The organism is Posidoniimonas polymericola (assembly GCF_007859935.1).
GTDB classification, from domain to species: Bacteria; Planctomycetota; Planctomycetia; order Pirellulales; family Lacipirellulaceae; genus Posidoniimonas; species Posidoniimonas polymericola.
In genome coordinates, this window is record NZ_SJPO01000007.1 from 210645 (window position 1) to 232365 (window position 21721).

At 66.3% G+C, this 21721-nt stretch carries 18 protein-coding genes; 12 read left to right on the forward strand and 6 right to left on the reverse strand.

Going from position 1 to position 21721, the window contains the following annotated elements; genetic code table 11:
- Nucleotides 1-5: 5 nt before the first annotated feature.
- Together Pla123a_RS15445 and Pla123a_RS15450 are read left to right on the forward strand one after the other, a co-directional pair.
- Nucleotides 6-701 carry a hypothetical protein gene (locus Pla123a_RS15445; protein WP_146588539.1) on the forward strand — a complete coding sequence of 232 codons (696 nt, stop codon included), beginning with the start codon at nucleotides 6-8 and terminating at the stop codon, nucleotides 699-701.
- Nucleotides 702-840: 139 nt separating this feature from the next.
- Nucleotides 841-2427, forward strand: coding sequence for a hypothetical protein (locus Pla123a_RS15450; protein ID WP_146588541.1), 1587 nt, complete (start codon nucleotides 841-843; stop codon nucleotides 2425-2427).
- Between the two features lie 101 nt (nucleotides 2428-2528).
- On the opposite strand, the gene Pla123a_RS15455 is transcribed toward Pla123a_RS15450, so the two are convergent.
- A complete protein-coding gene (locus Pla123a_RS15455; RefSeq protein WP_197528003.1) occupies nucleotides 2529-2801 on the reverse strand; it encodes a DUF4404 family protein in 273 nt (90 codons plus the stop codon).
- A 177-nt stretch (nucleotides 2802-2978) separates the two neighbouring features.
- A complete protein-coding gene (locus Pla123a_RS15460; protein ID WP_197528004.1) occupies nucleotides 2979-3794 on the reverse strand; it encodes an ExeA family protein in 816 nt (271 codons plus the stop codon).
- A 231-nt stretch (nucleotides 3795-4025) separates the two neighbouring features.
- Between Pla123a_RS15460 and Pla123a_RS15465 the strand changes: the two genes are divergently transcribed.
- The gene (locus Pla123a_RS15465; RefSeq protein WP_197528005.1) at nucleotides 4026-4715 is read left to right on the forward strand and encodes an RsmE family RNA methyltransferase; all 690 of its coding nucleotides are present in this window, start codon (nucleotides 4026-4028) and stop codon (nucleotides 4713-4715) included.
- A gap of 41 nt (nucleotides 4716-4756) precedes the next feature.
- Here the strand turns inward: Pla123a_RS15465 and Pla123a_RS15470 are convergent, their stop codons facing one another.
- The 4 genes from Pla123a_RS15470 to Pla123a_RS15485 form a co-directional block, all read right to left on the reverse strand.
- The gene (locus Pla123a_RS15470; RefSeq protein ID WP_146588549.1) at nucleotides 4757-6538 is read right to left on the reverse strand and encodes a sodium:solute symporter family transporter; all 1782 of its coding nucleotides are present in this window, start codon (nucleotides 6536-6538) and stop codon (nucleotides 4757-4759) included.
- 62 nt (nucleotides 6539-6600) lie between these two features.
- Nucleotides 6601-8709 (reverse strand): hypothetical protein, encoded by a 2109-nt coding sequence (locus Pla123a_RS15475; RefSeq protein ID WP_146588551.1) that lies wholly within the window; start codon nucleotides 8707-8709, stop codon nucleotides 6601-6603.
- A 23-nt stretch (nucleotides 8710-8732) separates the two neighbouring features.
- Complete coding sequence (locus Pla123a_RS15480; RefSeq protein ID WP_146588552.1) at nucleotides 8733-9890, reverse strand: DUF4185 domain-containing protein; 1158 nt, start codon at nucleotides 9888-9890, stop codon at nucleotides 8733-8735.
- Complete coding sequence (locus tag Pla123a_RS15485) at nucleotides 9883-11307, reverse strand: sialate O-acetylesterase (RefSeq protein WP_197528006.1); 1425 nt, start codon at nucleotides 11305-11307, stop codon at nucleotides 9883-9885. Before Pla123a_RS15485 ends, Pla123a_RS15480 begins: the two co-directional genes overlap by 8 nt.
- A 520-nt stretch (nucleotides 11308-11827) precedes the next feature.
- Here Pla123a_RS15485 and Pla123a_RS15490 point away from each other — a divergent pair.
- From Pla123a_RS15490 to Pla123a_RS15530, 9 genes are all read left to right on the forward strand, one after another.
- Nucleotides 11828-12871 carry a DUF1559 domain-containing protein gene (locus tag Pla123a_RS15490; protein WP_146588740.1) on the forward strand — a complete coding sequence of 348 codons (1044 nt, stop codon included), beginning with the start codon at nucleotides 11828-11830 and terminating at the stop codon, nucleotides 12869-12871.
- Nucleotides 12872-12915: 44 nt separating this feature from the next.
- Nucleotides 12916-13518: a hypothetical protein gene (locus tag Pla123a_RS15495; protein WP_146588556.1), complete on the forward strand. Its 603-nt coding sequence runs from the start codon at nucleotides 12916-12918 to the stop codon at nucleotides 13516-13518.
- A 78-nt stretch (nucleotides 13519-13596) separates the two neighbouring features.
- Entirely contained in the window at nucleotides 13597-14430 is an 834-nt protein-coding gene (locus Pla123a_RS15500; protein ID WP_146588558.1) for a PEP-CTERM sorting domain-containing protein, read from the forward strand.
- 106 nt (nucleotides 14431-14536) lie between these two features.
- Entirely contained in the window at nucleotides 14537-15655 is a 1119-nt protein-coding gene (locus tag Pla123a_RS15505) for a PEP-CTERM sorting domain-containing protein (protein WP_146588560.1), read from the forward strand.
- A 69-nt stretch (nucleotides 15656-15724) separates the two neighbouring features.
- Nucleotides 15725-16618 carry a tetratricopeptide repeat protein gene (locus Pla123a_RS15510; protein WP_197528007.1) on the forward strand — a complete coding sequence of 298 codons (894 nt, stop codon included), beginning with the start codon at nucleotides 15725-15727 and terminating at the stop codon, nucleotides 16616-16618.
- 143 nt (nucleotides 16619-16761) lie between these two features.
- Nucleotides 16762-17910 carry a GntR family transcriptional regulator gene (locus Pla123a_RS15515; protein ID WP_197528008.1) on the forward strand — a complete coding sequence of 383 codons (1149 nt, stop codon included), beginning with the start codon at nucleotides 16762-16764 and terminating at the stop codon, nucleotides 17908-17910.
- The gene (locus Pla123a_RS15520; RefSeq protein WP_146588565.1) at nucleotides 17907-18968 is read left to right on the forward strand and encodes an N-acetylglucosamine kinase; all 1062 of its coding nucleotides are present in this window, start codon (nucleotides 17907-17909) and stop codon (nucleotides 18966-18968) included. The genes Pla123a_RS15515 and Pla123a_RS15520 overlap by 4 nt, the downstream gene beginning before the upstream one ends.
- A 6-nt stretch (nucleotides 18969-18974) precedes the next feature.
- Nucleotides 18975-20759 (forward strand): class I mannose-6-phosphate isomerase, encoded by a 1785-nt coding sequence (locus Pla123a_RS15525; RefSeq protein ID WP_197528009.1) that lies wholly within the window; start codon nucleotides 18975-18977, stop codon nucleotides 20757-20759.
- A gap of 37 nt (nucleotides 20760-20796) precedes the next feature.
- Nucleotides 20797-21693 (forward strand): GNAT family N-acetyltransferase, encoded by an 897-nt coding sequence (locus Pla123a_RS15530; protein WP_146588567.1) that lies wholly within the window; start codon nucleotides 20797-20799, stop codon nucleotides 21691-21693.
- Nucleotides 21694-21721: the final 28 nt, after the last annotated feature.

Consider the following 21721-nt stretch of genomic DNA (forward strand, 5'->3'; position numbering starts at 1 on the left):
CCGCGATGCGTGCGGGCATTGGCGCTAGGGAGAGCAAGCTGAACTACTTTGCCCACGCGTTGCCGCTCCTCCGCGACCCAGACCGCACCGAGTACGCGCTGGCCGGTATCGCCGTGCCCGACTGGCTGGGCGTCGCCGCGAAGCGGACCAAGTGCCGCACCCGCCACGCCGAGCCCTACCTGCAGCACGCCGACACCCGGCTGTCCGAGTTCGCCTGGGGCGTCGCCCGGCACCACGCCGACGACCAGTGGTTCCACGAGTCGGCCGCCTTCGCGCAGCTCTCGCTCGACTTCGCCCGCCGGCTCCGCGAGGCCTTCGCCGACGCCGACGGCATGCGGCCCTGGTTCCTGGGGCACATCCTGGTCGAGCTGCTGCTCGACGCGTCGCTCATCGCCCGCGAGCCGTCGCTGCTGGACGAGTACTACGAGCAGGTCGCCACGGTCGACGCAGCGTTCGTCGAGCAGACGGTCGAGCAGATGACCGGCCGCCCCGCGGGTGACCTCGCCTGGTTCATCGGCAAGTACGTCGAGATCCGGTTCCTGGCCGACTACGCCGACGACCACCGCCTGCTGCACCGGTTGAACCAGGTGATGAAACGGGTCACCCTGCCGGAGATCCCGCTCGAGTTTCTTGAACTTCTGCCCGGCATGCGGGACGCGGTCGACGCCGCTACCGACGCGCTGACCTTGAGACCTGCGTAAAGTGGGAGGCCGATCGCAGTGGCCCAGTGCCGTACGGCTTGCTTCGCCGGGCGTGATCCGCGATAGTGACATCTGTACAGCACAGCCCGGTCGCCTGGCCAGGTTGTCGTCCACGAATCCGAAGAACGGAGTCCTTCGCATGTCGCTCTTCCCCGACCTCGACGACGACAACGACGACACCACGCTCGAGGACCACCCGCTCGAGTCGGCTTCGCTGATGCGGCTAGAGCTGCACGTCCGTGACCGCGAGACGCTCGACGCCCTGGCAGAGGTGCCCGAGGGCCGCCGCCGCAGCGAGTTCGCGCTGGACGCGCTGCGGATCGGCGTCCTGGCGCTGCGGCACGCCAACAGCCGGATTGACGTCGACCTCGTGAAGAACGCCAGCGCCGAGCTGCTCGAGGGGCTGCAGAAGACGCTCTCCGAGCACGGCGACAAGACGCAGGAACGCACCGCCGTGGTGCTGAAGGAGTACTTCGACCCCTCCAGCGGCCGGCTGCCCGAGCGGCTGCAGCGGCTGGTGAGCGAGGACGGCGAGCTGGCCCGCTTTTTCGAGGTGCAGCTGCACGGCGAGGGCTCGCCGTTCGCCAAGCGGGTCGAGGCGATGGTCGGCCCACTGCTCAAGCAACTCGACCCGCAGCAGTCCGAGGGGCTGCTCGCGACGCTCCGCAGGACGGTCGATGCCGAGCTGACCAAGCAGCAAGAGCTGATGCGGCGGGAGTTCTCCCTCGACAACCACGACGGCGCCCTGTTCAAGCTGGTCCGTGAGCTGACCGGCCGCCACGGCGACCTCAGCAAGGACCTGCAGGGCAAGATCGACGAGGTGGTCAAGGAGTTCGACCTCAACCAGGAAGACTCCGCCCTCAACCGCCTGGTTGGCAACGTCGAGCGGGCGCAGCGGACCATTACCAGCGAGTTCTCGCTGGACAACGAGCAGTCGTCGCTGACCCGATTGAAGCGTGAGCTGCTCACGATCCTCGAGGCCCACGTCAAGACCAACGCCGACTTCCAGGAGGAGGTCAAGGTCACGCTCGCTCGCCTGGCCCAGAAACGCGACTCCGACGCCCGCTCGCCGGAGCACGGCAACCTGTTCGAAGAAGCGGTCGCCGAGTTCGTGATGGACTTCGGCCAGCGGAGCGGCAACCTGGCCGACCGCACCGGCGCCACCACGGGGGCGGTCCGCAACTGCAAGGTCGGCGATGTCGTAATCGAGTTGGGCCCCGAGTCGCAGGGCGCCGGCAGCCGGATTGTCGTCGAGGCGAAGGGCGACAAGCGGTACTCGGTCGCCTCGGCCCGCGAGGAGCTCGAGACCGCCCGCCGCAACCGCTCTGCCGACTTCGGCGTGTTTGTGTTCTCGCCGGCGTCTGCCCAGGCGCTGACGCGGCCGCTGATCCGCTTCCGCAACGACGTGCTGGTCGCGTGGGACCCGGAGGATCCGACCACTGACGCCTACCTGGCCGCGGCGCTCGAGATCGCCAAGGCGTGCGCCGTCGAGTTCCACCGCGGCGCCGACACCCAAGAGGCCGACTGGCCCACCATCGACAAGGCGATCAACAGCATCGAGAAGAGCGCCCAGAACCTGGACAAGATCCGCAAGCCGGCCGAGACCATCAAGTCGTCCAGCGAGACGATCCTCGACCGCGTGCGGATCGAGCAGGCGAGCTTCGAGCGGCAGCTGACGCAGCTGCGGGAGAAGCTCGCGGCGCTGCGGACCTCGGGTGAGGGGTAGTCTCGGGCTTCTAACTGAGGTTGGCCGTTGGCCAACGACACGCGGCAAGAACTTGGCCGAAGGCCATGATCAACGTAGCCTGGGGCATCGCCCTAGGCTGACTAGATCCCCAACTGCGCCAGTGCGTCGGCGATCCGCCCAATCATCGCCGAGATCTGCGGGTGCTCGACCTCGAACTCGGTGACCATGCCGTTGAGTCCCTCGCGGCCGGCGGCGGCGTCCTCGTCGGTGGTCGGCTGGTCGGGGTCGGTGACCCGCTGGATGTCGGCGGCCACCCGGGCGAACGCCTCGCGGGTCGACGCGTTGATGCTGTCGTCCTGGGCGAGTTCGGCTTGCAGCTTGTTGAGCGTGGCGACGAGTTCGTCGTGGGTCATGTAGTTGGGCCTGTGGTCAGTTGTCGGCGGGCTGCAGTCTATTGTACCGTCGGTTCTGAGAACCATGAAATACAAGGGGGCGACCTCTCACGGAGCGGCCCGTCTGCTGAGGCGGCGGCCCGTCGTATCCCCGGCTCTCCGAGGGAGGTTTTGCCGTATCGGAGAGACGGAGTTACGCTAGCCAGCCGCGACCGGCGGCGACCAGCTGATCTCCTCGAACGCCTGCTCGACGGTTCCCGCGTCGACCGAATCGGCTCCGGCGCCCGCGCCCGCCAGCAGGGCAAAGTCGGCCAGCCGGACCACGTGGCGGGGCACGCCTGTGGTGAGCTCGAACAGCCGCAGGATCGCCTCGTCGTCGAAGATGGGCGTCAGTCGGCCGGCCTCGAAGAGGGCGTTCTGCAGGTAGCCGGTCGTGTCGTCCAGGGTCCAGGGGTAGAGGTCGATCCGCAGGTCGATGGCGTGCAGCACGGCGTCGTCCAGGTAGGAGAGCCGGGCCGGGTCGGTCGCCAGGATCACGGTCCAGCGAGAGTCGGGGGCCGGGTCGATCCGCAGCAGCCGCACGAGCTGCCGCATCAGGTCGGCGCCGAGCTGCTCGACGTCGTCCACCATCAGCACGGCGTCGCGGCCCTGCCACTTGAGGTGCTGGGCCCGGTCGGACAGCCGTCGCCACAGCCGGCCCTCGTCGTCGGTCGGGTCGGGCTCGGCCTGGATGCCCTCGGCCACCTGCCACAGCAGCTCCCGCCGCGACAGCCCGAACGCGTCGACGACGCACGCCGCCGCGCCCGACTGCTGCAGCCGACGCTGCATCACCGCCAGGGCCACCGACTTGCCAGCGCCACGCTCGCCTAGCAGCACGCCGACGCGGCGACGCTCGGCGATCAGGTACTCGATCCGGGCGGTCGATTCACGCAGTGCTTCGGACGGGTAGGCCCGCTCGGCGTCGATCGTAGTGCGGAACGGAGAGTAGTCGAGGCGCCAGTGCTGGAGGTACATACTCTTCTCTGTTGACGAACAATGATTGATGATTGCGCGGCAATTGGGCCTCTGATGCGACGCCCCTGAGCACGGAAACCGGCCTCCCGCTCGTCGGGCTAGGTGCATCGTTCACGCAGGGCGCAAAAAAAGGCCGGCGCCTGCGCGCGGTCGCGGCTGTTCGTCATAATCGGCGCCAACGGCGTTGCGACTCAACGTCAAACTCCCCCTCTCTCGACCCCGGCTGCTAGCGTGAGCGACCGATTCTTTTGCGAAGAGCCTGTTACCGGCGATTCCGCCTTGCTGAGTGGGGCCGAGGCCCACCACCTGCTGCACGTCATGCGGGCCAAGGCAGGTGACGCTATCACTCTGTTCGACGGCTCTGGCGCGGAATTCGACGCCGAAGTCGCTACGGCTAGCCGCTCGTCGGTTGAGGCGCGTGTGCTAGCGCGTCGCGAGGTCGACCGGGAGCGGCCCCGGCCGCTCGTGCTGGCGGTGGCCCTGCCGAAGGGGGATCGCCAGAAGGTGCTGGTCGAGAAGCTCACGGAGCTGGGCGTCTCGCGGCTGATCCCGCTGGTCACCGAGCGGACGGTCGCCAAGCTGTCGGGCGGGGCGCTCGACAAGCTTCGTCGGGGCGTGATCGAGGCCTCCAAGCAGTGCGGTCGCAATGTGCTGATGACGATCGACGAGCCAATGTCTTTCGCCGACGCGATCGGCGCCGCCCCCGAAAACGCCAACCGGCTGGTCGCGCACCCCGGCGAAGCAGAAGCTGACGCCGGCCCCGACGCCGCGGAGTTGTGGCGTCTGGTGGGGCCCGAAGGGGGCTTCACCGACGCCGAGGTAGCGGCCGCCGAAGCCGCGGGCTGGTCGCGTGCGTCGCTCGGGCGGGCGATCCTGCGGACCGAAACGGCGGCCATCGCGCTGGCTGCCCGCGAGCCGTAAATGCTGCGTCCCGGCAATATTAGGTGGAGTTGTGTTCCGCTCTAAACAACACCGTTTCCGGCCGGGTTGGCGGGCGGATCGTGCGGCGGGAGGTTGTCGTACCAGGTGAACTTCAGGAGCCCAACGCAGACGGCGGCCATCGCGCCGCAGGCTAGCGCCCGCGGATAGGCGTGCCCGACTAGGTACATTGGCGCGAGGTACGCCGATCCAATCGCGCCAATGCCGAGCAAGACGTTGAGCGTCGCCAGCAGGACGCTCTCGGAACGGGGCGGGGCGGCGCCCGACGCAGCGCACTCGCGGCGGATCGGGCCCCAGAACCCGAAGGGGCGGATGTTCTCAAAGAACTGGATTAGCACGGCGCGGTCGGTGGGCGAGGTCGCCAGGGTGCCCCCGATGGTCCCCACCAGCGAGACCAGGCTCACCACCGCGAACGACGCGTACAGCGGCGCCAGCGCGTCGAAGAACGGGGTCGCCAGCGAGGCGGCCAGCCCGGCGAGCGTGCCGATGGCGTAGCCGTAGCCGTTGAGCCGCCACCAGTACCACCGCAGGACGTTGGGAACCATGAACGCAGCGCCGAGCGCGCCCATGATCCAGTCGTACACGGCTCGGATAGAGTCCGCGTACAGTCCTACGATCGAACCCAGCACGACCAGCCCCACCGTCGAGGCGTAACTGAGCCGCATCAGCCATCGTTCGTCGGCGTGGGGATCGATCAGCGGTTGGTAGAGGTCCTTGACCACGTAAGACGCGCCGCTGTTCACCGTCGAACTGAAGGTCGACATGAACGCCGCCAGCAGCCCCGCGATAACCACGCCCCGCACCCCAACCGGCAGGTGCTCCTGCAGCACCAGCGGCATCACCTGCTCCGGGTCTTGGATGTTCTGGAAGCCGACCATCGCCAGCACGGCGATGCCCATCGCCATCCCCCACCGCAGCACCAGGAAGCAGCTCCAGGCGGCGCCGACCTTCGACGCGTCACGCGAGTCGCGGGCGGCGAGGAAGCGTTGGAAGTCGTAGAGCTGGGCCGGGCCACCCAGGTTGAGCAGCACGCCCTTAACGAGCCACGCGACCAGCATCAGGCCGAACAGCTCGTAGACCTCGTAACCGGTGCCCTGCACGCGGCTCATCTGTTCCGCGTCGAGGCGCCAGGGCGGAGTCAGCGACGCCCAGTCGCCCGGCATCGACTGCGCGACCTGCTCGGCCGAGACGTGTGTGAATGCGATCGCCATGATCACGATGCTCGCTAGTCCGAGAATGATGGTCTGCAGAACATCGGTCACCACGACGCTGTAGAGTCCGCCTAGCAGCACGTAGGTGGTGGTGATCGCAAAGATGCCGACGGCACAGTAGGCCGGGGGAAGGTCGACGTAGATGCTGGCGAATTTGCCGATGCCCTGGAACGCGTAGCCTACAAAGCCAACCGTAGTCACCACGGCAATCAGCGCGTAGGCGGTGCGGGCGTAGAGCCCCTCCCGGCCCGGCCCGAAGCGAGTGACCATCCACTCGGCGCCTGTCATTACGCCCGATCGGCGGATCCACTTGCCCATGTACGCCATGAAGAAGGCGCCCATCAGGAAGCCCCACATCCAGTGGTTCCACATCGACTTGACGCCGAACAGCGTGATCAGGGCCACGATCCACATCGTGCCGGTGATGTCGAAGTTCGACACCGACCCCGACATGGCCAGCGCCAGCCAATGGATCTGCTTGCCGCCTAGGAAGTAGTGCTCCAGGCTCTTGGACGCCTTGCGCTGGTACCAGAAGCCGAGTCCGATCATCGCGAGGAAGTAGAGTACGACTACGGTCGTGTCGATCGCGTTCATGCAGGTCTCGGAGAAGAGGACGCCACGGCAGGCTGGAGGGGTCGAAAGCGGGTCGAGGATCGCTAGTCGGCCGGCAGCGTCCGCACGCCGCTGGCGTCGCTGACGAGGTCAACGCTGCGGCCGTGGAAGCCGACGTTGTAGAGCCGCCCGTTGAAACCACGCGGCTGCTGCGGCGCAAGCAGCTGCAGGTCTCGTCCAAGTTCCGGGGTGTAGCCGAACAACGACTCGATCACCCACTCGGCGAAGGCGCCGCCGCCGACGCACTCCCGCAGGCACCACCCGCGGGCCGCGATGCGCAGGGGGGCGTCGGGCTGGTTGCGGTCGGGCCCGTAGAACTCGTGGGCCTGGCCGTAGACGCCCTCGTTGAGCACGGTGGAGGTGCTTCGTATGAACGAGACCGCCTCATCCCAGGCGCCCAGCCGGCACATCGTGTTGGCGGTCAGCGCCGGCCAGGCGTCGAAGGCGCCCATGGGGCCGTGGTCAGGTCGGTCAGAGATCTGGGCGGCCTCGTCACGCTGCGACATAGCGCGCATCCAGTGATGGGCTAGCAATTCCCGCTCGACAAAATCGACCATCTCGCGTTTGGTTTGCGGGGGCAGGTCGTCGGTCATGAATCGGCCGACGCAGACAAAGTCGTAGCAGTGCCGGAGTTCAACCCGCTCGCCATCGCGGTGCAGAGCGTGCCAGACGCCGTCGCCCGGTTTGTAGAGGTCGTTGACCGCGGCCGCCACCTCGTCGGCCCAGCCACGCAGCTGGCTGGCTCGCTCGTGCTGGCCCGACTGTTCTCGGTAGTCGGCGACCACGCGCATCATCCACACGTTCGCCGCGTTGAACGAGGGGACGCGGTGGATGTACCGCGGAGCGCACTCCAGCAGGTTCTCGTTCTCGCCGTAGTCCGCTAGGGCGACGCTCGGGTCCCGCCGCAGCTTGCGCCATCCGATGGCAAGCTTCTCGAGGTGATCGATCACTGTGCGGTCGGCGACCTGCTCGTGCAGAAACTCTTCGTCGCCGGTGACGGCAAGGTAGCTGTTGGCTAGGCGGAACATGGTCATATCGTTCGCCGCGTACCAGCCGGGGCCCTGCTTGCCGGTGTCCATGTTGTAGACAAAGCCGCCGTGCGGGTCGGCTTCCAGGAACAGTTTGAGCTGCTCCTTCATCGCCGCCGGCTCGAGCAGGGCGAAGAGCTTCGACCACATCGAGGTGTCCCAGTAGAACACAAAGCCCCGCTCACGCTCGCCGCTGGTGATGAACACGCGGTCGCTCATCGCCAGGTTGGTGCGGTGCAGCACCAGCAGGGTCAGCACGCTGCGGTAGTAGATCTGACGGATTGCCGGGTCGTCGGTCACGAGCAGTGGGGCGTGCCCCGAGAAGTGAGTGTTGCCCGGCGTGAACGCCTGCAGCCATCGCTCGGCCCAGCGCCGCTGTACCGCGTCCCAAAAGCCCGCGAAGTCGTTGGCCCACTCACTGGCTCGCGTCGAGTCGGCAGCGGAATCTAGTGGTGAGTGAGCCATGACCAGCTCTAGGGTGCGGGCCTCGCCCGCCGCCAGCTCTACCCGCCACGCGGCGGCGGTGGTGGCGTCCGTGACTGTGAGCCGGTCGGGAGCTCGTGCGAAGCGGTGTTCGACCCGCATCCGCGGCTCCGAAGACTGGTAAACGATCGGTTGGCCTGCTCCCACGGCCGCCCCGGGCGCGGTGATCTCGACGCTCAGCTCTGTCGTCCTTTGACCGGGATTCGCCAGTCTAACGCGGTACAGGATGCCGGGCGCCTCGAATACGAGGCGGACCGTCGTTTCGATCTCGACGCCGTCTATCACTGCCCGGCGGACGGCCTGGTGAGGAAACCAGCGGCACGACTGGGCCGGCCGGGCCTTGCCGTTTATCCTCAGCTCGACCCGCGGCAGCGTGTCGTACTCGAGCCGGTGGCTCACCAGCTTTGCAGCGAACAGCCGGCCGCCCGGGTTGTAGTTCACCCCCAGCAAGGTTGGCTCGCAGGCGGCCATCTCGTGGAAGTTGTGCAGCGACGGCATGTGCACGACCTCGGCTGGGTCGAGCCACTCGGAGCCGAGTTCATCAAGCGAGGGGATCACGTCCTCGGGGGCCGGCCCAGCCAAGCAGGAGGGCGCCACCCACAGGGCGAACATGACCGCTGGCAGCAGGGGGGTGATTCTCATGGTCAGGCGCCGCGGGGCGTTGGCTAGGGGGTCTCGGGGGCGTCCCTGTCGGTTGTCGCTGATTTCAAACGTAGCTTCAGGAATCGCGGGTAGTAGTACGACTCATTGGAGAAGACCTGCAAGTCGTTTTTGGTGTTGGTGCAGTAGGTCATGGCCAGGCCATCGGTCTGCTGTTCTGGGTGGGCCTTGGCGGAGTAGACAAACGTCCCCTCGGCCCAATGCGTTTCTACCGGTGTGTGCACGACTCTAGGCGCGGACCAAGAGGAAGTCAGGGCGTCGGCGGTGCGTACGGCAATCTTCCCAAGCGGAAACCCAAGCGTCTGGACCTGCAAGAACTGTTTGAGCCTCGCAGCGTAGTGTACCGAGTATTCTTCCTGGGCTTCGGTGAAGAGGGTCGTGAGTCCGTCGTCGGAGGGCGCCGGCACAGACTGCCACTCGTGGGCGGTGGTGTTCCAGAAGCTGGGTGCGGTCAGGTCGCCCTCAAGCACGTCCTCTCGGTCCCACCGCAGCACGATGCCGCTGTGCTTAGGAGACCGATTCGTTCCGAAGGCGTAAACAAAGTGAGTGTCCTGCAGCACGCTGGCGGCCAGGTTGACGTCGCCGGTGCTGGCGAGCGGAGGCAAATCAAGGTCGCGCCATCGCCACGCCGTTGGAGGGGCCGTAGGGTTCTCGACAAGGCGGGCTTCCCATCCCTCGATGACGAACTTGGGCCACGCCTCTTGTGGGGCGGCGCGCATGAAGAACAGCAGCAGACGCCCGTCGACCATCGCGCCGTGGCCGGGCCACACCCACTTGCCTTCGGCCGCCGAGAAAAAGTCCCGCGGGGCTTCCTCTGCGGTTTGAAAGTACGGCTGAAACGTGGCCGTGGTGGGGTCGTATCCGGTCTGGATGGCGACCGAGTTGCGCAGGAAGGTCGAGCCTGCGCGTCGCGGGCTGTCGGCCGCCGCGATGAACGTGTCGCCGAACAGCCAGAGCACGCGTCCCTCGCCCAGGTCGATCGAGGCTGCCCCGTCGGCTCCCCGCCAGCGCGGGTCCCGGTGAAAGAGGGCTTCGGCTTCGGGCCAACGGACACAATCGAATGCTGTTGTCGCTGCTGGCGGGGTGGCATTGGCGATCGGCGCCCCGAAGCGCAGGGCAGCAACCAGGATTACGAAGAAGCGAACCTGACGGAGCCTATTCATTTACGGCTCCTGTCCGAGGCTGCACCACGCTGTCGATATAATCACCTACCAGCTCCGCCCATGCTTCACCGTGGGCCTTGAGGCCGCGCGGGCTGAAGTGGATGCCGCGTCCGCCGAGATCGCGGTGGTCACCCTGCAGTTGATCGGTGTCGGGGCCTTCGTGGGCGATGCCTTCCCGCCAGAGACGTTCCTGGGCCTTCCTGATGTGGTCAAAGGCGGGGTGCTCGGCGTTGTGATACGAGGCTTGGGCGACCATCCAAGGGACTTCCCAGCCAGCCTGCAGTCGGCTGCAGCAGATCGTCTCTCGGAGCCGAGAAAAGTAGACTTCGCCAGGAGTCAGGTAGTCGCTTTCACCCTGATGCCAAAGCAACGCACGAAATCCCGCCGGGCCCAAAGCTCGCATTCGAGAGACCGTTCCGTCCAGCAGATCCCCGTGGGGTCGCCACTGGGCGACCGACGTGCCGCCGAACCCGGTGCTAGCGATGCCGACCGGCAGACCGGTGCGGGCCGAGAGGGCGTCGCCGAAGGCCGGCCAACAGCTACCTCCCTGGGTGCGATCCGCGACGCCCGGGAGTGGATCGTTGGCGAGTGACCAGGCTGTTCCATCAAACGCCGCGACCAGGCCGCTCTGCTGGGTGGTGCGGTGCTCGCCGCTGTTGGTGGAATTCGACTGGCCGGCGACCACGAACACCTCGCCAACGCCAAACCGCGCCACGCTCGTAGTTGACGACTTGCCTTCGGGTCCGGAGGTGCGGAGATCCAGACGATACCAACCCCCGCTAGGTAGGTGGCGGACTTCATTGAACCGTCCCTGCGAATCGAACGTGAGTGGGCTCCAGTCAGGCAGGGGGGCCGCAGAGCCCGCGCCGCCTGCGACTCGGAACTCGCAACCAGTCGTCCCCGCAGACACTTGGCCGCTGACGAGCACCGGGCCGCTGTTGGGGGAAGTGCGTTGAAACACCTGGAATTCCTGGGGCGAAGCAATCCTCGCCCGCCCCTCGTGCGCCCGTTGGGCGGCGACGTAGAGTTCCGCTATCGCCTCGCGTTCCTTGTCGGTGACGCGGTCGATGTGCAAGCCGACGCCGCGTGATTCGCCCGCCTCAAGTTTCACCTCCACCACCTGGTGCGTCCCTTGCCACGGGCCCCAGACGCGGTCCGCGCCGACAATCTCGAGCACGGCATCGGAACGGTAGCAGCGCACTTCGTCCCACGCTGCCTCGGTAGCCTGGCGGCTCCAATCGCCGTTGGGCCCCTGCAGCGCGTCGAACTGCTCGGCGAGCACAATGAAGAAGACTAGCGGTGCTTCTGAGCGGTTGCACAACGCCAGCTCAATCCCATCGTCTGCGAAGTGGTACTCGACGCCCGCGCGGTCCGACCGGCAGGTGATTCGATTGCGTGCAGGCAGAACGGTGGACATCGCCAATGGGCCGTTCTGGTAAAAGTAGGCGCCATTCGACACCGAAACCGCTGCGTCAAGAAACTCCAAGCCGTCAATCGCTAGGCTGGTAAGACATCCATCCGAGGCGACCTGTGCCGTGTACCGATCGGCGTTCACCGACGCGGGCGTGGCATGCGGAGTGACTACGGTGTCGGCAGCAAGTCGGATACTGCACAGGCAGCCCACGACGAGCGGTAGGTGCAGAAGCAGACCTCTTGCAACCATGGACTTGGCGCCCGAGCAGGCAGTCGATGAGAAGGGAGAGAGAAGAGTCGTTGCGATCGTTCGTCACTCGCGGCGTGGCTGATAGCACCGCCGCAAAGTTGTTGCAACAAATATGACGCTAACATATTTTTCTTGACACAACAACTTGTTTTCCGTTATTGTTTTCTTCGTTGGCGAACTCGCCAGCGAGCGGCGCGTCCTCCCGCGCACCTTTTCCCAACGTCTTCTCCTCCACGACAAGGCCCCCAACCCAAATGGGGGCTGACGGCCTATCATGAGCTACCGTCGCCCGGTCGTACGCGGTTTCACACTGGTTGAATTGCTAGTGGTGATCGCAATTATCGGCGTCTTGATTGCGCTGCTGCTCCCAGCAGTTCAAGCCGCGCGTGAGAGCGCCCGCCGATCTCAGTGTCTAAACCACCTCAAGCAGATCGGACTCGGGTACGCCAATCACCACGACACGCACAGCTTCTTCCCGTCCGGCGGTTGGGCCGCGCAGTGGGTAGGCGACGCCGACCGCGGGTTTGGCAAGAAGCAGCCGGGGGGCTGGGTCTACCACATCCTGCCATTCGTCGAAGAGCAGCAGGTGTGGGATCTCCCTAGCGACGGCGATCCCAGCGGCCTCTACCAGCCGGTGCAGCTCGCCGGCGCGAAGCAGATGCAAGAAACCGCCATTAGCATCTTCAACTGCCCGAGCCGCCGGCGGGCCACGGCGTACCCCTACGTGATCGGCTCAGGCTTTTTCGCGGTCCGTAACTCCGACGAACCCGAGGCTGTCGCCCGCACCGACTACGCGGCCAACAGCGGTGACGGCGAGATGGGCGAGTGGTTCTACGACGAGGGCACCGACCAGTATCAGACGTTCTCGTTCCCCAATAACTACGCTCGGGTGGACCGCGGGATCTACGCGTTCCCTCCTCAGAAAGGCCAGTCCGGAGTCTCGTTTTTGGGGAGCGAAGTCAAGATCAGCCAAGTTATCGACGGTACGAGCAAGACTGTGGTGGCCTCGGAGAAGTTTCTGACCCCGCTCTACTACGAGACCGGCGAGGGCGGAGCCGACAACCACAGCATGTACCAGGGCTACGATCGGGACATCTATCGTTGGGCATTCAAAGACCCTCAGGGCGCGGGGGACATAGGTCCTCTGCAGGACAACACGACGGCCGACCTGTGGTTCAATTTTGGCGCCGCCCACCCCGCTGTGTTCAACGCGGCGTTTGCCGACGGGTCGGTCCGCTCGATCGCCTACAGCGTGGACGTCTTGATGTTCAGCCGGGCGTGCAGCCGGTTTGACGGCGAGGTCATGGACCTCCAATGAGCTGGAACGCCCCACGCACTTGCCATCGCTTGCACCCCCTGTTAATGCTCGCTTCGTGCTGCTCGCTCGGCTGCGGCAGTGGGAGTCCGGCCATCCCGATCCCGAAGGTAAACCCTGGCGGCGCCGCGGCAGCGGCCATGGAGATGTACGACGCCGACGCCGACGGCGCGCTCTCCACCGAGGAGATCGCGGCGTGCCCCGGGCTCGAAGCGGCGGCCGCCCTCTACGACTCAGACGGGGATGGCGTCATCACTGCCGCCGAGATCAAGACCCGGCTCGGAAAATGGCGGGACGCAAAGATCGCGATCGTCTCGCTGTCGTGCAAGGTGACCCTCGACGGCCGGCCCCTGTCCGACGCCACGGTGACGCTCACGCCAGAGGGCTACCTGGGCGACCAGATCAATACCGCGAGCGGCGTCACGGGACGGCGTGGCTCCGCAGTAGTCTCGATCCCTGCGGAGGTCATGCCCGCGGGATCCGAGGGGTTCCGCGGAGTGAACTACGGCACCTACCGGGTGGCGATCGAGCACCCGAGCGTGTCGATCCCGGAGAGGTACCAGCGAACCTCCGTGCTGGGTCTCGAGGTTGCGCCGGACTGCGGCGCGCCCTACGCGAGCTTTGAGTTGCGGTCGGAGTCGAAAGGCTGAGGAACGTCAGCAGTAAAGCAGAGATTGCGGGTGTGAGGCTCATCGTTGAATCTTTTCTACTCACCTGGAGACGCCTACATGCAAACCAACATTAACATGCCGGATGACAGCTGCGAGCGGCTCGGTCGACGGCTCGCCCGGTACGCGCTGATTGCAGGGGGCGTGGGCGCGGCGTCCGCTACCGACGCCTCGGCCGGAATAGTCGGGAACAGCGTTGTTACGCCGTTCGGCCTCAACGAGTCCGTGCAGATTGACCTCAACGGCGATGGCGAGATCGACTTCGAGATCGATCACGACCGCGCGCAGCTCAACGGCGCCGACATCGACTTCCTGCAGATCGACAAGAACGACCAGGTCGGCCTGGCGTTGCCGGGCGTCGACTTCCCAGACGCGGGACCGGTCGGCATCAACGACGACCACGGCTACCTGACCGATATCTCCGGCAACTACCCAACAGCGCTCTCCGCGGGCGACACCATCGGGCTTGGGTCGAGCGGGCTGTTCGAGTTCCAGGAGTCTTCCAGCTACGTGGGCGGCGGAACGACAATCCGCGCCAACCGTCTGATCGACGAGGACGCCGGGCAGCTCGATGCCGATGCGGGCACGCTCACCACCCTGCCGGGCGGCGCAGCCGGGTGGACCGGTCTCAATGGCGACGTTGGCTACGTCGGGCTGGCAATCGACTTCAACGGGGGTTCTGACGCCCTTAGCTACGGCTGGGTGGGTGTGCGGATCACCAACGAGGCCGACGCCACGGGCGAGGTCGTTGGGTTCGCCTACAACGACGTCCCCGGCGAGCCGATACTGGCTGGCCAGGTCCCCGAGCCTAGCTCGCTGCTGATCGCAGGGGCGGCGGCTCTGGCATTGTTCGGGCGCCGCACGCTCGGCAGGACCCGCGGCCGGCGAGTCTAGTTTCGAATCTGCAGTTGGCGGTTGCGGGGTCGGCACGGCCCCGCGACCGCCAGCCGCTGCGCTTGAGTAAACGGCACCAACACCGACCCCATCAGGCAGGGCAACTATGGCGCTCTCTTCACGCAACACCGACGCGGGAAACAATCCGCTCGGCCGCAGGCTCGCGACCTACCTTTCAACCGTCGGGGCGGTGGGCCTTGCCGCCGGTCAGCGGGCAGACGGCGTGGTCATCGCCGACCTCACCGATCGGCCCTTCGGAATCAACGAGTCCGTTGACATCGATTTCGACGGTGACGGCAATGTCGAGTTCCAGTTGGATCACGACCGCGTCGAGCTAAACGGCGTTACGCTCGACTACCTGCAACTCGACAAGAACGACGTCAACGGCGCGCTGAGCGCCAATCCAGTCGCGTCCGAGCTGTCCCCCATCGACGCGTTCGCCACCTTCCCGGGAACCCCGCCCGACTACAGCGGGGACGACCTCTGGAACGCCGCCGACTACACCGTCTGGCGAGACAACCAGGGCCAGACCGGCGTGCCGGGTGACGGCAACCTCGATGGGCAGATCAACCAGGCCGACTATGACGTTTTCGTCAACAGCTACGGCAAGGCGCCCGCCGGCGGCAGCAAGGACCACGGCTACGTCAGCGACCAGCTGCTCTGCGGCCCGTTTGGCGGTGGGGGGTGCTACCCTTCGGCGCTCGAGGCGGGCTCCAGCATCGGCCCGGAGCTGGGCTACGAGTTCCAGGAGTCGGACAACGCATTTGGCAATGGCACCGTGCTGCGTACGAACCGACTCATTGATGAAGACATGGGGCAGATCGACGCGTCGTTCGGTTCCAACCCAGAGACGATCTTCGACACGCCACAGTTCGCCGGGCTCGGCGGAGCCGAACGCTTCCTGGGCGTGCGGATCGACCTGAGCGACGCGATTTACCCGGACAACCCGTTTCCCTCCATCAACGGACCCGACGACGTCGACGACCCAGCGAACTACGTCTACGGCTGGATCGGCGTGCAGATCACCAACGAAGCCGACGCGACTGGGCTCGTTACCGGGTTTGCCTACGAGTCCGAGCCCGGGGTTGCGATCCAGGCAGGCGATGTCGGGGGCGGATTAGCCGTCGCGGCGCCGGAGCCGACTTCCATGCTGTTGGCCGCTCTCTGCCTGGTTGGCGTGGTTGGCATTCTGCTACGCAGAACCCGCCGAGCCATGCAGCCGTAGGCGGATTGCCGACCGATCCGCAGAAGACCTTGGGTAGCCGCCCTGCTTATGTGTGCAAACTCGACAAGCATGAACAGCCAGCCAACTCGTCGCGAGCGTGACGTGCGGCACCTCTTTGCGCTCGGATACCGCGATCCAGAGCAGGAGCGGAAGCAGGCGGTCGAGCAGCGCGAACGCCGGCGGACGGCTATGGCGGAGATTGAGCGGCGCGCCGCATCGGGCGAGATTACTCAGGCGAAGGAGGCCGCCGCCGCGCTCTTGCTGCAATCGCCGGACGACCTCGAGCTCAACTTGAGGGTAGCGAAGCTCTTTTACGCTCTAGGGGAGATGCGCCTTGCCTTGCCTTGCCTGGACACGCTAATGCACAGCGGGGTCGAGACTCCAAACGTGGTCCACCTGCGTGGCGCAGTCCTGCTTGGAATGCGGCAGCTGCCGATGGCTGCCGAGCAGCTGGAATACGCGAGGCATCTCGAGCCGTCGCGCCCCGAGCTGCACGCTCAGCTTGGCTGGGCGTACCTGCGGGTGGGGGCCGCCCAGCAGGCCGAGGAAGCCTTCAGACGCGAACTCGCCACAAATCCCCGCAGCTACTCCGCGCTGCACGGGATGGCAGCCGCGCTGTGCCGGCGGTCGGCATTCGAGCAGTCCGCGGAGCACGCCCTCGACGCGATCGAGCAGAGGCCGGGCGATTGGCGCACTCACTACCGTTTGGGGGTTGCGCTGGTCCAACTCGGTCGAACCGACGACGCAGCCGGGGCGTTTCAAGCCGCAGTGAGGTTGGACCAGCGTTGCCTGGCGCCCCTGCGATGGCTAGCGGAATGCCTCGCAGAAGGCTCCCGCGGGCGGCAGGCCTGCCAGGACGAAACGCGGCGGCGCCTGGCGACTCGGCGGGCTCAGAGGATCCCCGGCGGCGGCGATCAGCGGGCCGACGGCCCGGCACGCTCGGCTCGACCCCATCAGCAGTGAGCGATACGATCATCAACAGAACCGAAAACCCCGATCGAGTGCGCGGGATCGCTGCAAGCGGGCGTCGCCGCGTGGTGTTGGAGAGGCGTAACAACCGCAGTCGTGACGACCGCCTGCGCGGCGGCGAAGAAGGTCAGAAGGTAGTGGACAAGCGAAAGCCATTGCACCGCGTCGTGTTCGACGAAATCGCCGACGCGATCTCCCGCGGCGACTACGCGCCCGGTGACCGGCTGCCAACCGAGGCGGGTTTGTCGAAGCAGTTTGCGGCGTCGCGGACCACGGTGGCCCGGGCCCTGAGGGACCTGGGGCATTCGGGGATGGTGGTCCGCAAGCAGGGGTCGGGCACGTTTGTCGCCGGCGGCGATGACGGCGCAACGACCATCCGAGCCTCGTCGATCGCGTACTGCCCATTGTTTGTCGGCTCGCTCTCGGAACTGCCCTACGTGGAAGGTGAGATTCACCACCACCTGGCCGATCTGGCCGCGGCGGACAACGTTCAGCTGGTGTTGCAGTGTCTCACGAGTCGGCTGCCCGATCGACGGGAGGCGATGCTGCGGACCGCCGAAGAGCTCGCTTCGCGGCCGGTCCGAGGGGTGCTGTACTACGCCGCGGAAATGCCGGTGGACGAGGCGGCCGTGAACCAGGAGGTGGTGGATCTGCTGCGGGCCGCCGGCAAGGCGGTGGTGCTGGTCGACCGAGATATCGTCGCCTACCCAGACCGCAGCGACCTCATCCGGGTTGGTTTCGACAACCGACGCGCGGCGGCTATCGCGACTCGGCACCTGATCGAACGCGGCTGCCGCCGGATCGCGTTTGTTGGCATCCCTGAACGCTCGACCGCTGTGCACGAGCGGTTGCTGGGCTACCGCGAGGGTCTTGGCTCTAACGGCCTCTCGATCGACGAGGACCTGGCGTTCTTCCCAGACCAGGTGGACGCGGGTTTTTGCCGCGGGTTGATCAATTCGCACAAGGTAGACGGCGTCTTGTGCAAGAGCGATCGGATGGCGGCCTCTGTGGCGCGGGGCCTCAGCGAGGCGGGCGTCCTCGTGGGCGACTCAGTGTTGCTGGCCGGTTTCGATGACGACCCGGTCGCCGCTCTGCTGCCGGTGCCGCTGACAACGACTCGGTTACCCGCGGATCAGCTCGCGGCGGCCGCGTACGACGCGCTGCTGAAGCTGCTCGCCGGTGGCGACGCGTTCCCAAAGCAGGTGCTGATCGACACCCAGCTGGTTGTCCGCGAGTCGACCGCTGGTTCGTCCGATGGATTCAATAGGACTGGGCGGAGCCAATGAACAGCGCGGAATCTGATCCCGCCCTGACGATCATCGGCGTCGACGGCGGCGGCACCCAGACCCGGGTGGCCGTCTGCGGGAGCGCCGGCGCGTTCTACGGAGTCGGCTCCGCAGGCCCGGGCAACTACCACAACGTTGGGGCTGCCGTGGTGCGCGACAACATCGCCCACGCCCTGGGCGAGGCCTGGCGCAACGCCGGCGTGGCGCCCAGGCGGGCCGACTCCGCGTTCCTTGGTCTGGGGAGCGTTGTGACCGACCAAGATCGGGCGTGCATCCACCGGATCGCGAACGAACTGCGCATGGCGCCCGCCGACAAGATTCAAGTCGACCACGACCTCCGTGCCGCCGCCGCTGGTGCGTTCTCTGGCGGGGAGGGCATCGTCCTCGTGGCCGGAACTGGTTCGGCGGCGTTCGGCGTAAGCCGAGCCGGAGAGACGTGGCGATCGGGGGGATGGGGCCCGACCATTGATGACGCGGGGAGCGCGTACTGGCTTGGATTGCAGGCGGTCAGACACGCGGTGATGGCTGACGACGGCAGGGGCCGCCGGACGTCTCTCGCGGAGGCCGTCAAGAAGCATTTCGACGTTGCCGATCTGAACGAACTCATGTTTCTGCTGGACGCCCACTCGACCGGCCGCCGGATGATAGCGGCGCTGGCCCAGCGGGTGGTTCGTCACGCCGCCGACGGGGACGCCGTCGCCCGCGACCTGATCGCGTCGGCCGCCCGCGATTTGGCTCTGTGTGTGAGGGCGGTGCGGTCGAACCTCGACTTTAGCGAAAAAAACCTCCGAATCGCTGTGGTGGGTGGCCTGGTCAAAGCAGGGCCAGTATTCATGGAGCCGCTTCGCGAGGCGCTGCTTGCGCAATCGCCGGGGACTCAGATCGTCGAGCCCGATATGCCGCCGGTCGATGGCGCGCTGCTGCTGGCCGCCGGGATGGTTCATCCAGCGGCCGGCGCCAAGGCGCGCGGTTGGTTCCGCGCGGACGCGGGGCACTCCGGACCAGCGGCGCCGCCGTCGGCGCCGACCCTGAATCAGCCCCAAGCCGCAACCGAATAGGGCCGCATGTCCGAGGCAACCGAGCGACGCTTTCGTCACACCGAACAGCGGCTGATGCGCAGCGAGGCAACCGGGGCGCCAAGCAATGGGTACCACCTCTACCCGACGCACCCCGTCCCCGAGGGGTCGATATCCGTCGGCCACCGCCGCATCGCGGAGTTGTTGCAGGGCCAGACCGTGGCGACGTTTGACGGCTATGTCGGCGTGTTGTGGGACGAGTTCCGTGCGCGACTGGACGCCGAGCTGGCGGCGATGGGCATCCAGGCCGAGTGGCACGACGCCAGCGATTGGCTGCGGGGGACAGACGAGATCGACCAACTCGTCGAACCGTTTCTGGGGGGCGACGATCCGCTGTTTGGGACGCGTTTCAGTGGGACGCTCGCCAACTTCTTCGCTGAACTCCCTGGCGAGCCCACCGTAAACGCGGGGGCCGCCTGCTTGGCGATTGCGTACGGCTGTGGCGCGGCGCTAGCCGAGTGGTCGGGGCCGTTGTTCTACCTCGACCTCCCCAAGAACGAGTTGCAGTTTCGATCCCGCGCCGGGGTGGTGCGAAACCTGGGCGCTACTTCGGCGGCGCCGCCGAAGCCTCAGTACAAACGGTTCTACTTCGTCGACTGGCCGGCGCTCAACCGGCACAAACGCGATCTGGCGCCCCGTCTGACCTGGCTCGTCGATGAGCAGGATCCCGATGCGCCAGCTGTCATCGCGGCTGAGACCTTCCGCGACGCGCTCCGGGAACAGGCGACCTCGGTCTTCCGTGTGCGGCCGTGGTTCGAGCCGGGGCCGTGGGGAGGGCAGTGGCTCCGAGAGCTGGCGCCCGAGTTGCCCGGCGAGCCCCCCAACTACGCGTGGTCGTTCGAACTGATCGTGCCGGAGAACGGTCTAGTAATCTGCGACGGGGCGAGTCGGCTGGAGTTTTCGTTCGACTGGCTGATGCACGCCCATCACCGAGAAGTGCTCGGCCGCTGCGCAGACAGGTTTGGGTTCGAGTTCCCGATCCGGTTCGATTACCTCGACACGATGGACGGCGGCAATCTGTCGGTGCAGTGCCACCCCCGCCCCGACTACATCCGCAAGCAGTTCGGGGAACTCTTCACGCAGGACGAGTGCTACTACCTGATGGACTGCAGGCCGGGGGCGAAGGTCTTCCTGGGCTTCCAACCCGACATCGACCCCGACGCCTTCCGAAAGGAGCTTGAGCACAGCCGGGAGACCGGCGCCGAGGTCGACGTCGAACGGCACGTCCGTCCTCACCCGGCGGAGAAGCACGGCTTGTACCTGATCCCGAGCGGGACGGTGCACTGTTCGGGAGCCGACTGTGTAGTGCTCGAAATCAGCGCGACGCCCTACATCTTTACCTTCAAAATGTACGACTGGCTGCGACTCGACCTCGAGGGCAAGCCACGCCCACTCAATATCGAGCGAGCGTACGCGAACCTGGACTTCGGACGCCGCGGCCAGCGTGCCGACACGGAGCTGATCAGTCAGCACGCTGAAATAGATCGCGGCGATGGCTGGCGGATAGTGCACTTGCCCACCCACGCAGAGCATTTCTACGATGTGCACCGGGTCGAGTTTTCTGAGGCGGTCGAAGTGGGCGCGGACGGTTCGCCCCACGTGCTCATGCTGGTCGAGGGGGAGGCTGTCGAGGTCGAGGCGGGCGGGCGGAGCGTGCGGTACGCCTACGGCGAGACGTTTGTCGTTCCGGCTGCCGCGGGATCTTACCGCCTGGTCAACGTCGGCGATGGCGAAGCGCGGGTGATCAAGGCGTTTGTTAAGCACGGGGCGTGATTGCCCTGCCACAAGGGCGACCCACGCGAGCACGGTAATGCATGTGAACTTCGATCTAGCACGCTCGGGGTTCTCGATCGAGTCGTGCGACGCCTCGGATCGCGCCATTAGAATGCTGCTCCCTCCGCTCGGACGCGGGGCAACCTGCCTGGCCGCGGTGGAGGGCGAGCACGGGCTGGTAGTTGGCGCCGCCGGCCTGACCGCCGAATTCCGCGGTCAGGACCCTGTCGGTCCCGGGGTAGCGATCCACGTGATCTCTCCTTGTCGACGCCGCGGCGTCGGATCGGCCTTGCTTGTCGCCCTTGAGGGGCTTGCCCAATCGCGTGGCGGCCGAGCACTCTACGCTTCGCAGCGTGTAGACGCGGACAGTGGCGACGCAGAGGACTGGCGGCGGTTAGGCTTTTCTCCCTGTGCGAGGGTCGAGACGCACTCGCTTCCGCTGCAGCAATTTGAGCCGCGGCTCGGGCCGTTGCTGGAACGTATGGTGAGCCGCGGCCGCGTTCCCGAAGACGCCAGAATCGTTCCGCTACACGTAGCGGATGCCGACCAGGTCGTGGGGCTTCACGTCCGCTGCCTGGGTGGGGAGAGCGAGGTCCTTGCGGCGCGGGTCCGCGGCGAGGCGCCGGACGCGTTCCACCCCAGGTACTCTCGGGTGCTGCTGCTTGGCGGGCGGGTGGTGGGTTGCATCCTCGCCCATCGGGTCTCGAGGGACGTTGCGGCCGTGGACGCTAATTGCGTGGCGGAAGAGGTGCGGGGGGGGTGGGCGAATATCTGGCTGAAGCTCGAAGCCACCCGCGGCGCCCAGTCGCTTGGCGTCAAGAGGTTCGAGTTCACGACTTTCGATCAGTACGCCGACACCCGCAGTTTTACGGCCCGCATGGGCGGGGTCACCACACGCACGATGCTCCTGATGCGAAAGATGATCCAAGGCTAAGTCGCTCGCAACAGGCGCCGCGTTCTAA